General features: G+C 57.1%; 10 protein-coding genes. 4 read left to right on the top strand and 6 right to left on the bottom strand.

The features are described from left to right. Positions 1 to 330: 330 nt before the first annotated feature. From E1J53_RS20315 to uvrC, 3 genes are all read right to left on the bottom strand, one after another. Positions 331 to 843 carry an AAA family ATPase gene (locus E1J53_RS20315; RefSeq protein WP_134274282.1) on the bottom strand — a complete coding sequence of 171 codons (513 nt, stop codon included), beginning with the start codon at positions 841 to 843 and terminating at the stop codon, positions 331 to 333. A gap of 3 nt (positions 844 to 846) precedes the next feature. After that, a complete protein-coding gene (locus tag E1J53_RS20310) occupies positions 847 to 1,845 on the bottom strand; it encodes a DUF4249 family protein (protein ID WP_134274283.1) in 999 nt (332 codons plus the stop codon). Between the two features lie 94 nt (positions 1,846 to 1,939). Beyond that, a complete protein-coding gene (uvrC, locus tag E1J53_RS20305) occupies positions 1,940 to 3,784 on the bottom strand; it encodes an excinuclease ABC subunit UvrC (protein ID WP_134274284.1) in 1,845 nt (614 codons plus the stop codon). Between the two features lie 196 nt (positions 3,785 to 3,980). On the opposite strand from uvrC, the gene E1J53_RS20300 reads away from it, so the two are divergent. After that, complete coding sequence (locus E1J53_RS20300; protein ID WP_154640256.1) at positions 3,981 to 4,157, top strand: hypothetical protein; 177 nt, start codon at positions 3,981 to 3,983, stop codon at positions 4,155 to 4,157. 11 nt (positions 4,158 to 4,168) lie between these two features. On the opposite strand, the gene E1J53_RS20295 is transcribed toward E1J53_RS20300, so the two are convergent. Continuing rightward, the gene (locus E1J53_RS20295) at positions 4,169 to 5,905 is read right to left on the bottom strand and encodes a T9SS type A sorting domain-containing protein (RefSeq protein ID WP_134274285.1); all 1,737 of its coding nucleotides are present in this window, start codon (positions 5,903 to 5,905) and stop codon (positions 4,169 to 4,171) included. 138 nt (positions 5,906 to 6,043) lie between these two features. On the opposite strand from E1J53_RS20295, the gene E1J53_RS20290 reads away from it, so the two are divergent. The 3 genes from E1J53_RS20290 to E1J53_RS20280 all read left to right on the top strand — a co-directional run bounded on the left by E1J53_RS20290 (position 6,044) and on the right by E1J53_RS20280 (position 10,599). Further along, on the top strand, positions 6,044 to 6,811 hold the full coding sequence (locus tag E1J53_RS20290) for a ThuA domain-containing protein (RefSeq protein WP_216650082.1): 768 nt from the start codon (positions 6,044 to 6,046) through the stop codon (positions 6,809 to 6,811). 122 nt (positions 6,812 to 6,933) lie between these two features. Further along, positions 6,934 to 9,744 (top strand): hypothetical protein, encoded by a 2,811-nt coding sequence (locus tag E1J53_RS20285; protein ID WP_134274287.1) that lies wholly within the window; start codon positions 6,934 to 6,936, stop codon positions 9,742 to 9,744. 147 nt (positions 9,745 to 9,891) lie between these two features. Next, positions 9,892 to 10,599: a DUF6624 domain-containing protein gene (locus tag E1J53_RS20280; protein WP_134274288.1), complete on the top strand. Its 708-nt coding sequence runs from the start codon at positions 9,892 to 9,894 to the stop codon at positions 10,597 to 10,599. Positions 10,600 to 10,621: 22 nt separating this feature from the next. On the opposite strand, the gene E1J53_RS20275 is transcribed toward E1J53_RS20280, so the two are convergent. Both E1J53_RS20275 and E1J53_RS20270 read right to left on the bottom strand, forming a co-directional pair. Next, positions 10,622 to 11,098 carry an ankyrin repeat domain-containing protein gene (locus E1J53_RS20275; RefSeq protein ID WP_134274289.1) on the bottom strand — a complete coding sequence of 159 codons (477 nt, stop codon included), beginning with the start codon at positions 11,096 to 11,098 and terminating at the stop codon, positions 10,622 to 10,624. Between the two features lie 61 nt (positions 11,099 to 11,159). Continuing rightward, positions 11,160 to 11,564: a LytTR family DNA-binding domain-containing protein gene (locus E1J53_RS20270; protein WP_173021576.1), complete on the bottom strand. Its 405-nt coding sequence runs from the start codon at positions 11,562 to 11,564 to the stop codon at positions 11,160 to 11,162. Positions 11,565 to 11,752: the final 188 nt, after the last annotated feature.

The raw sequence follows: 11,752 nt of genomic DNA, 5'->3' as shown, positions 1-11,752 counted from the left end.
TTAACGATACGTAAGTAACGATGGCAGCTCCACAGACGATGAGGGCTGCCATCGTCATTTACGCATCTATCCAATTTGAATGTGAGTCAAAAGGAGACAGAGCCAAACTTAAAGGAGGTGTCGCGAAGTTCAAACAGAACAGCGTATACCGGCCGAGCGGGGTCCATTCACGGCAATCAGTTATCCCGCCAAAAACTTAAACCTTCAGTTGGCGGACGACCTTCCCCCCCGGCCTGGAAGGCCGTTCCTTCTCCCAAAGCAGGGTCTGCAGCCCGTTCGCAGAACGGCAAGGGCCCCGCGACCAGGGATGTGGAATCTATGGATAGAGCCTTACCCCATCGCCTTCAACCCTTCGATAATATCTAGGGTCTCCTCCACCGAAATCCGCATCGTATCCATGCGATGCACCTCCGCTGGCCAGTCATAGCCTTCCAGCTCTCGCTTCACCACCGCCACGCGGGCAAGCATCTGGTTCTCGGGGATGCGTTCCTGGTCGCGGCGCTGGTTCTCGGGCAAGTCACAGAAGAGCCAGACGGCCTGCACGGCGATCTGTTCGTCGGCCGCGCGCAAATGCGCGCGGATCAGGTTCATCCCCTCCGGCGACCACACATTCTCGATGGCCACCGGCATGCCCTCCCGCAGGTATTCCACCGCCAGCAGGGCGGATGCCCGGGCGGTGAAGCGTTCCTCGGCGGGCGTCCACTGGGGGAAATCTTCCTTAAAAACCCACTCGGTGAGGTAGTCGGTCTCGATGATGGCCCCCTGATGCCGCCGGGCCCAGGCCCGGGCCAGGGTCGTCTTCCCCACCCCGCAGGCGCCGGTGATCAGCAGGACCTTTTGCATACCCTACTGAAAGTTGAGTCGACGGGTGTACTGACCGTTGCGGAGGCTGTCCTGCCCCTCGCCGTCAAACAGAATTCCGTCGCGGAAGCCGAAGCTCTGACTGGTAATCATCCCGATGCCCCCGGAAAGATTGGTGTACCGGGGAAGGCTCTGGGAGCTGGTAACGCCCACGTTGGCGTTTTCCAGTCGGCGGCGATCCAGGACCTCCGCCCCGCCGGCCGCTACCTGAATGTCGAAATCATCGAAGCGACGCACGATGGCGTCGTCTTCCGGGAGTGCCTGCCCGATGAAGCGGTAGATGGATTCGGTATTGACCTCGAAACGGACCTGCCCGGCACTACTCTGGTCGTTCGGGACGTAGGCGTTGTTGATCGTCCATTCCAATTGGACATTCCGGTTCTGGCTCGGGTCGGCGGGAAAGAATTCGCGGATGTTGAAGATCATCTTCACGTCGTAGATCACGGCGTTCGGCCCGGCAATCCAGCTTACGATGAGCGGGCGGTTGTAGTTGGCCGGACGGATTTGGTCGCCGGGCGAGCGGATGTCCAGCGGCTGCAACAGCACCGTTTCCGCCACGGCGTCTTCCTCTCCGGGCCGACTGATGGTGAGGCGGACGTTATCGCCGGGTTGGAGCCCCAGGTCCTGATCCTCAATACTGTACAGGATGTTCGGACTGGTGGCAAAGACCCCATCTTCGCGGTCAAGGCCGAAATTTTCTCCATTGACCCGCGCCATTTCGGTGGACTCCAGAGTGCGGAGATTCTCCAGCACCACCGTGGCGTCTTCGGGACCGTAGTAGATGGAATCGGAGATGCCGGCGTTCACCGTGGCATTGCCCCCGGCCTCCAGAAATGCCCGTTCTACCCGGACGAAATGCCGGTCGTCTTCGGCGTTCAAAAAGCCGTAGGCAACGGGAATGTCTTCAAAATCCGCTTCGAGGGTAAAATCGTCGCGGCAGGAAAGCAAAAGCAGGGGTAATAATAAAAGGAGCAGGTGGCGCATGCAAACATCTTTGTGGGGCCGCAAATGTAGCTAAGCCCCTCCTTAACTTTCGAGGATAAAGTGAGGAAGTAAGGTATCCGACGCAATCTTCAGGTTATTCTCCTCCCCGGTTCTTCGGCGTTTCGCCATTCATCACCTCCTGCCGCTGAAAGTACTCCACGATTTTCCGGGCCACGCTCAGGTTGGTCACCTCGGCGATTTCGGAGGCCAGGGCCTCCCGCACCTTTTTCGTGCTCCCGAAGTGGCCAATCAGTTTCTGAACCGTCTTGTCCCCCACCCCGGGAATTTTGTGCAATTCGGTACCAACCATGGCGTTGCTGCGGCGGTTGCGGTGATGCCGCAACGCAAAACGGTGGGCTTCGTCGCGGCACTGCTGGATCAACCGCAGCGACTCGCTCTTTTTGTTGATGTGCAGCGGCACCGGATCATTGGGAAAATAGATTTCTTCCAGCCGCTTGGCGATGCCCACCACGGTAATGCGATCGGCCAGCCCCAGCAGGTTGATGGACTCCATGGCGTGACTCAGCTGGCCCTTGCCCCCGTCGATGATGACCAGTTGCGGCAGGGGCTCGTTTTCGTCCCGGAGCCTGCGGTAACGCCGGTGAACCACCTCCTTCATGCTGGCGAAGTCGTCCGGTCCCTCCACGGTTTTGATGTTGAAGTGGCGGTAGTCCTTCTTGCTGGGCTTGGCGTTCTTGAAGACCACACAACTTGCGGTGGGGTTGGTGCCCTGAATGTTGGAGTTATCGAAACACTCGATGTGCATCGGCAGCTCGTCCATCTGTAGGTCCTGCTGGAGGGTTCGCAGGATGCGCTCGGCGGGGCGCTGCTTGTTGGCGTGACTGATCCGCTGCTTCTTGCGCTGCAACAGCATGTACTTCGCGTTCTTGGTGCTCAGGTCCAGCAGCTTTTTCTTGTCGCCAATCTTGGGCACGGTAACGGTGGCCTCGATGCCGGGAATCTCCAGATCGTGGGCCATGATGATATCGGGCGCAATGCTGTTGAAGCGCTCCCGGAGCTGCGGAACGGTATAGGTGAGGAGGCTCTCTTCGTCGTCGTCCAGGTTCATGGTGATCTCCTGGGTGTGGGTATGGATGACGGCACCGTTGACGATCTTGATGTAGTTCAGGTAGGCCTCCTTGTCGTCCACGGCCAGGCCGAAAACGTCCACGTCATGGATGCTCGTCGATACGATGGTCGACTTACTCTGGTAATCCTCAAAGGCAGTGAGCTTTTCCTTGATCTGCTGGGCACGCTCGAACTCCATAGCCTCGGCCAGACGCTCCATCTCGGCCTTGAAGTGCCGCCTCACTTCCGCAAAGTTGCCCTTCAGGATGTTCTTCACCTGGGCAATTTTCTCGTTGTAGCTCTCCTCGCTTTCCTCCCCCACGCAGGGTCCCTCGCAGTTTTTGATGTGGTACTCCAGGCACACCTTGAACTTACCCGCCGCGATGTTGTCCTCGGTGAGGTTGAGGGTGCAGGTCCGCAGGGGGAACAGCTGCTTCACCAGGTCCAGAATCACCTTGAGCCGGCCCTTGCTGGTGTAGGGACCGAAGTAGTAGGACCCGTCACGGTGCACCTTGCGGGTGATGTACACCCGGGGAAAACGCTCGTTACGGATGCAGATGTAGCTGTAGTTCTTGTCGTCCTTGAGGTTGATGTTGTAGCGAGGCTGATGAGTTTTGATCAGCGCGTTTTCCAACAGCAGGGCATCGGCCTCCGTCTCGACAATCGTAAACTCCAGCCGCGCGGCATTCTTGACCATCACGCGAGTCCGGTTGAGACGGTCCTTGCGGTCACCAAAGTAGCTGGCAATTCGGTTACGCAGCACCTTCGCCTTACCTACATAAAGGATGGTGTCATCCGGACCAATGAACCGGTAAACCCCCGGTTGTTTGGGGATGGTGTTGGCAATGTCCTTATAGTCTTGGGTGGTCATCGGTTAAGCAAACAGTAAGCACGACAAAACGTTGGCCCTTTGGCACAATATCCAACAATTTCTACTAACCGCCGTAAGGGACACGACAAGCGATCCTATTCCGTTCCGGAACGCCTCGGCTGGATTTCATACTCTCCGACCCCATACCCTATATTTAGGCCCACAGTTAAAGTTAGTCTTTAAGGATACCCACCTGATGCAATCTGACACCCCGATTCTTGACCGCGTAGAAGAAATTGAAGAACTCCTCCATTCCCTGAAATCCCGGGTGCACGATCAGCATGATCCGGAGTTCATCCGCCAGATCAAGTCCCTGGAAGCGGCCCTCGAGGCGCTTCGCCGGCAACACGAAGCCCTCGGCGGCGGAGAATAGCCCCCGCTTGCCTACCCGCCGGGTGCCTTAACCACCCTTCTCGTAACCGTTGCTCCGTTTTCTGCCCCAATAATGATGAGATATACCCCCGCCGGTAGTCCGGTGAGGTCCAGCTCAGGCAATACCGACGATCCGATCACCTCCCGGACAATCCGCCCCGCCGCATCGTACACGCTTATCTGCACAATGGCCTGATCGGAAGGGTTCAGTATTTGCAGGGGGCCACTGGTTGGATTCGGTAACGGGACCGGCGCAAATATGCTTTCCTCCCCCAGGGTATCCAGCGGTGGATAGGGAGACATTGCCTCCGCTTGCCGGGTTTCCACGAGTTCCTCGTGCGCCCGTTGAATCACCGCGGAAGCACGGTAAATGGTGTCGTACTCGGGCCTCTCCTCCCTGAATTCCAGCCCCATTACGGCGTACAGAGCGAAAGTCGCCCGGTGAGATTCTCCCGGAGCAAACTTAAGGGGCCCCACCGATAACAGCATGGCGTCGGCCAGGCACTGCCGCCAGTAAAACCACTCCGGTGCCTCCGTTTCCCGCTGATCGAAAATGTGGTCCGTCGGTGGTCCCGTAGTGGAGTCCCAGTGTCCCGCTCCGCCAAACCGGAGGGCCGAACCGTCGGACCAGTATCCCCGCAGGCGACCATAAATATTTTCGGGGCCGGAAGGACTCGTCAGGGCACTGATATAGTCACAGTTACCCGAGGTAGCCGTCATGAATTTCGCGAGCCCGAGGGGCTCACCGTCCGGGCCGGAGGGTGAATCCACGACCTTCACGCCCAGGGCGGCATTCGTGGTGGTATCGAAGGACTCCACTTCCGCCGGGCACCGCTGGAAGTCCGGGGCAGCAAAATTGTGGGCGAAGGCCAGGTCGTATTCCGAGTGGGAACGGATGACGTCGTCAACGAAACAACCGATGTCGGGATCCATCCACAACCCGAGATAAGCCTCCTCCATGCTTGCTTCGCCGTAGTTGGTGGTGGTAATCTCGAAAAAGACCGCCTGTCCCAACAGTGGTGCTTCTTCGTCGGTCCCGTATACCATGATCCGCCACTCAAAGCCCAGCGGGACTTCGGAGCGGGAAAAAATATGTGGGGTCAGGTCATTGATGACCCACCACACCGCCCGGTCTCCCTTGATGGCGGGATAGTCCCCACGGTAGGGATCGTAGCTTCCGTCTCCATCGGCGTCGATGAAGGGTGCCAGGTCCTTATCCAGTAGGGGAAATCCCTGCGTTTCTTCAAAGTAGGGATTCCCGCGCGCCGGCCAGCCCAGCAGGCTGGCATCGGGCGTGGCGTCAAGTCTCCGGTCGGGGAGGAAGTCTTCCCGGAGCCGTTCGATGGCCTTCCGCTCCACGTAAAACTGCCGCGCCCAGGCCGCGGCCGTCGCCGAATCCGGTGGGCTACCGTCGGGCAGGATCGGCCCGGGCATAAAATCCGTTTCCCCCTGGATGGCGTAGCGCTGGCCCGCAACGCGTACGCCTCCGGCCTCGTCCCTACCGCCCATCCAGATCGATGCGGAGAAGGCCAGGGAAGGGTTGGTCGCCGGATTTTGATCGTGATCAACGGACAGTGCCGGCACTTCTGGGTAGTGATGGTCCGACAACAAATTACCGTTCGGGCCGAGGAGCATGGACAAACAACCGTGTCGGAAGTGGGTAGTATCCGTGGGGTACTCCTGGGCGTGTCCCGGCACCGCGGATATCAGGCAACCGAAAACGAGAAGAAGGGAACTTAACTGCCGCATAGTACCCCAACAAGGTATTGTGCGTGGGGGAAATTTTTCCCCGGTATCTGGCAGGAACCCGCAACCAGTGCGACAAAACCTTCATTTGCCGTACATTGGTGCAACAGTCCCATCATGCACTCTACTATGCTACGAACTATGCGCCTTTCCTACTTGCTTGGCACCTGCGCCCTCGCCCTATTGTTCTCCTGCTCTCTCTTCGGGCAACAGTACCGGGCCCTCCTTATTACCCAGACGGCCGGGTGGCAGCACGAAAGTACCTTCGACGCCATTCCCGCCATGCACAAACTGGCCGCCCGCCACGATTTTCGGCTGGACCACAAGCAGCGCGCCATGCCCCTCACGGCCGGCCAGTTGGAAAACTATGACGTGGTCATCATGATCAATACCACGGGCGACATCTTCAGTGAAGCCGAGCAGGAAGCCCTCGAAGCCTTCGTACAGGCCGGTAAGGGTTGGGTGGGCGTCCACGCCGCCTCGGATACGGAATACGACTGGAAGTGGTACACGGACATGGTCGGACACATGTTTTTCATCCACCCACACGTGCAAACGGCCATGCTGGACGTGCACGACAACAGCTTTCCGGGCCTGACCACCTGGCCCAAGCGGATGATGTGGACGGACGAATACTACGAGTACAAAGACGGCACCAAAAAACCGGGATTTAACTACCTGATCACGGTCGATGAATCCTCCTACGACACCCAGGCAAACTGGGGTCCGGGACGGCAGTCTAAGGGCCACGGTGATTTCCACCCCATCAGCTGGTACCACAATTATGACGGTGGTCGGGCCTTCTACACCAACCTGGGGCACGTTCCGGCCGTCTTCGAGGACCCGGCCTTCCTGCAACATCTGTACGGGGGGATTTACTGGGCCGCCACCGGTAAGGGAATGGAATAAATGCGGGTAAATCGTCCCGTTGTATTCCATTCAGAACACTATTGCTACCATTCAGAACATTTTGTACTTCGCTCCCTCCCGAAGAAGTACCTTGCTATGGATTCAATCAAATTTCCGAGTAAATGAAGTATTCCCTCATACTCCTCGCCCTGCTGATTGCGGGTAGCTTGCCGGGGCAGAATGCCCCCAACAACATCTGTGACAACGACGACTGTGACGAGTCGGTTTTCGACATCAAACTCACGGCTCCGCTGCAGGCACCCGGCGGAACGGCCAGCCAGGCCCGCACCGATGAATTCATTGCGGCCTACCTGGCCTTCAAGCAACTGAAGAACCAGCAATCCGCTGACGCCGGCTGGCGGGAAAAATACCGGACATTTGAACTGGGCGGGAGCAATTGCCAGCGTTACTACCAGTTGGAAAGTCGCTTCGCCTACGAGTATGAGTTCAACCCCGCCTTCAAAACCTTCATCGATCAGCGCGAACCCGACCGGGAAGCCTTCCAGCGGGCCGGTTTCGAAAGCAGCCGTCGGGCAATGAACCTGCTGACGCGCATGGACCGCAACTGCCCCGGTGAAATCCGGAAGGCGGACAAGGAGGACGGGCCCAAGTCCGAGCAGGAAAAGCCCGTGTACACCAAACTGGGTCAGGTGTTGGGGTATTTTGACGAGGACGGTAACGTGCTCAAACCCCTCGAAGCCGTACCGACGGCCACGCCCGACCCCACCCCCGATCCCGGCCGCATGAGCAAAAAGGAGCGGATCGAGAAGCTGCGCGACGACGTCAGTAAGCTTCCCGTGGCCCCGGAAACCCAGCAGAAAATTGCCGACCTACAGGACCAACTCGATAAGCTCAGTCCCCAGGCGGATAAGCTGCAGCGGGCGGCCGATCAGCTGCTCGACCAGGTCAAAGACGCCCAGCCCAAGCAGCGGGGCTTGCTGTCCAAGGTAGGCGATCTGCTCAACAAGGGGTCGCAACTTGCGGACCTCCTGCCCAAATCTTCCGGCGGCGGGCTGATGGATAAAATCCAGGACTTCATGGGTAAGGGCAACCAGCTGAAGGACAAGCTTGGTGACCTCGGCCAAAAGGCGAAGGACATCCAGGATACCATTGATGAACTGAAGCAGCAGGCGCAAGACGCAGGTGCCGGCCTCACCGAGAAGGGCAAAGATCTTGCGGACCTTCAGGACAAACTGGCGGACCTCACCAAAAAACGGGACGAACTCAGAGACCTGTTAGAAGACAAGCCCCGGAGAATCCTCGATGAGCTGACCGACCGGGTGGCCCAGGCCCAGCAAGAAGGAGAAGAGCTGCTGGACAAGATCAAGTCCGGTGCGGCCGATCAGGCCGGCCTGAAGGATAAGTTGGCCGAGGCGGAGGCCAAAAAGAAGGCCCTGGAAGACCAGTTGAATGAGCTCAAAGACGCCCTGCAGGAAGCCCAGAATAGAGGAGACCAGCTGGACCAGCAGGGAAAAACCCTGGAAGATGACGTCAAGGACGCCCAAGAACGCGAAGGACTCAAACAACAAGTGGAAGATCTAGAGCCGGTCTCCGAATACGAGCAACGGGTGGCTGACTGTAAGGCGGAGCTGGCCGACCTCCTGCCCGGCCTGGAAAAAGCCGAGGAGAAGAAAAAACGGGGCGGATTGCGGCTGGGCCGCATCCTCTCCTTCCCCGGCCGGATGCTGGGCAAGGTGACCGACTGGGTGTCTAAAAACAAGCTCGTCAAGGGTTTACTGAGTGCGATACCGGGGGTCGGAAACATCCTCAATACCGTCGACGGATTAATCGGCAAAGGCACGGCCCTGGCCGGGCTCATCGAGAACCTGACCGGTAAGCAGAATAAACTCCTGAGTACCCTGGAGGGGATTGGCTCGAAGCTTGAAAAAGTGAGAAACACCTACGAAGGGAAGAAGAAGGCGCTGGAAACCCTGCAGAAAAAACTCGTCCGTCTCGGCGACGAAAAAACGGGTATTCTGGAGCTACTGAATAAACCCCTGTCGGACCTCGGCCCCGTAGAACAGCAGGTGATTGACTTCGTGAAGAAGCACAAGCTACTCGGAGAAGAGTCTAAATGTACGGACCTCGGTGACCTGAAGGATGAAGTTGAGGAAGCCAACCAGGAACTCGATGAGGTAGAACCCCAAATCGAAGAACTCGAAGAGGACTGGAAAGACGTAGAGGAGCAGGAAGCCGAGCTTGCTGAAGAAACGCAAGCCGTTGAGGAAGAGGCCAATGAGATCATTGAACGACAGGATGAGTTGAAGGAGCAGCAGGAAGCCATCAAGGAAGAATTTGGCCAGGATGTCGACCTCGACCCCGTGACGGTCGAAGAATTTTCCGAATCCTTTGAAATTGAGCGCCCGTACTGGGAGGCCACCTTCCACCCCGACGACGAAGTGGTGGAAGGCTACGTGGGTCGTTACTTCCAGGTGGAGCTGAAAAACGCCGAGAAGGTGGTCAAGCTGCTCTTCGGCCCCGGAGAATACTTCATGAAGAAGCGCGATTTCCGCGACAATTACGGTTCGGTGATCGGAGCCTTCGTGGCCGAAACGCTCAGTGCCATCCGGAAATCGGACCAGCGTAAAGTGAAGCTCTTCATTCAGGGCAGTGCGGACATTACCGGACAGAATTCCTTCCGGGGGAACCTCGACGAGAGTTACTACTTCGACGAAATTGAGATGCTCCCGATGAAGGGAAGCGACGAGAATTTTGGCCAGACTCCCACGAGTAAAACCATCCCGGAGCGTGGTTTCCGCAACGAAGACCTGCCCAACCTTCGGGGGCAATACCTGCGGGAAATGATCAAAATCTACGCCAAGAAGCTGGACCCCATCGTGCTGGAAGGCTCGGTGAAGGAGAAGGTGGACAAGGCGGATCGCAACGCCGTTATTTACCTCTTCATTCCGCAGGAGATTCTGCCCGAGGATTAAATTCTAAAGTGGATGTGACAAAAGTTAATCGCCGTGGGACCCTACAATACGTCCCCGGCGATTGCCTTTTTATTCAACGGAGAAGCGGTTTATCGTAAACTTCACATCCTATTTTGCTGACCTAAGCTTTCATTTACCCATTCCTCAATGAATTTACCGAAGTACTGGGGCGTTCACGCGGCAGTTTTCTTTGCCGTACTGATAATTTTCATGTCCTGCGAAAATTATTCCGCCATCTCGAAAAATGCTTTGGACCATAATCCGGATTTCACCCTGTTCCAGGACAGCCTCGCCAGTATGGTGGCGCGGGACCAGGCGGTTCAGTTTGCCCATACGGAGGGCCAGTCGGCAAGGGTACGGGATAGCCTCTATCGGGCCAAAGACAGCATTTTTCGGGTGCAGTCTGATATCGTGAAGGAGATGTTCGATCGTCACGGATTCCTCGACACCACCATGGTGGGCAGCAAGGGTAGCTACAATTTCTGGTTACTGGTGCAGCACGCCGACCATGACCCTGATTTTCAGCGGAGGGTTCTGGAGGCCATGGCTCCCCTGGTAAAGGAGGGGCTAGCGGACGCCAGCAACTACGCCTACCTGACGGATCGCGTGCGCAAAAACGCCGGAGAGAAAATTCTTTATGGCACCCAGGTCAGTTATACGGACGATTTTTGGGTGATCCCCCTGCCGCTGGAGGACAGCCTCCACGTTAACGAGCGCAGAGCCGCCGTGGGCCTGGACCCCATTGAGGCGTACCTGAATTCCATGATGGAACTCCACTTCAGGATGAACGAGAAAGTATACCGGGAGCGGGGAATGGACGGACCAAACCAATATTCGCTGCGGGAGGAAAAATAAGGTGTTAAGACCTAGGGGAAGATCATCTCAGCCGTTCCGCTAACTCGGCAAACCCCTGATTTTTGGCTTGCTCAGCGGCCGTCAGGCCCTGGTCGTCTTTGGCACCTGCGTCCGCGCCCTGCTTCAACAAGACCTCGGCGATCTCTGCCTTATTGAACATGGCGGCAAAGTGCAGGGCGGTGCCTCCGTTTCCACTCCGTACGTTGGGGTCGGCGCCGGCCTCAAGGAGGAAGGCCGCAAGGTTCCGGAACCCCTTAAAACTCACCCCCATCAGCGCCGTATTGCCCATGCTGTCCCGTTCATCCAGGGGGGCGCCGGCCCTGACCAACATTTTCGTGGCGGGCAGGTCCCCCAGGTAGGTGGTAAGGATCAGCGGCGTGGACCCGCGCGGATCCCGTGCGCTCACTAATTCAGGGTGCTCTTTAAGCATCTGCTGGAGCTGGGTGTACTGGCGGGACCGGATAGCCTGAAAGAAATTGTCGACCAGGGATTGTTCCATCGGGGTGTCGTTTTTTGAGTAAACAAACGACACCCCATTGGTTTTGGAAACGGCGGTTTTTTTAGCCGTTGGACAGTGCCCCCAGTTTCTCGAGTACCGCTTCCCGGCGACCACGACCGATGGGGATTTCGTGGTCCTTAAGGTAGATGGCCGATTTAGACCACTGGTCGACGTAGGCCAGGTTAACGACGAAGCTACGGTGTACCCGCAGAAAAGAATCCCGCGGCAGCTCCTGAAGCAAAGAGGTCAGGGAGATGCGCTGCAGCACGTTCTGATTGTTTCCGCAGTAAATCCTGACGTAGATATGCTCGGCCTGGATGAAGAGAATGTTCCGCACAAGGATTTTTACGCGTAGGTTGCCTTTGTTGACCACAATGAAAGGGGCATTTAGTGTTGAGGATTGGTGTTTTTCTCCGTGAGGAGTAAAGTTGATGTAGCCAGGTGTTTGGGGGAGAGCAGTTGCCATGAGTGAAGAGGTTGAGGGTTTTTGACTGAGCTTGAATCCAAATGAAGGTGTCATGTTGTAGGATTTAATAGGGATGTTTGGTGGAAGTCCACCAGCGATTCAGAACAAACCTATGGGAACACCCCCGGCGATGGCCGGATGGAGGGACGAATGGTAATAATCCTGGGATGAGTGGTAAATCCGATGAT

Origin of the sequence: Lewinella sp. W8 (assembly GCF_004375085.3) — a bacterium.
Lineage (GTDB): Bacteria > Bacteroidota > Bacteroidia > Chitinophagales > Saprospiraceae > Neolewinella.
The sequence above is the reverse complement of the archived record's forward strand: the minus strand, read 5'-3'. Positions and strand labels throughout refer to the sequence as shown.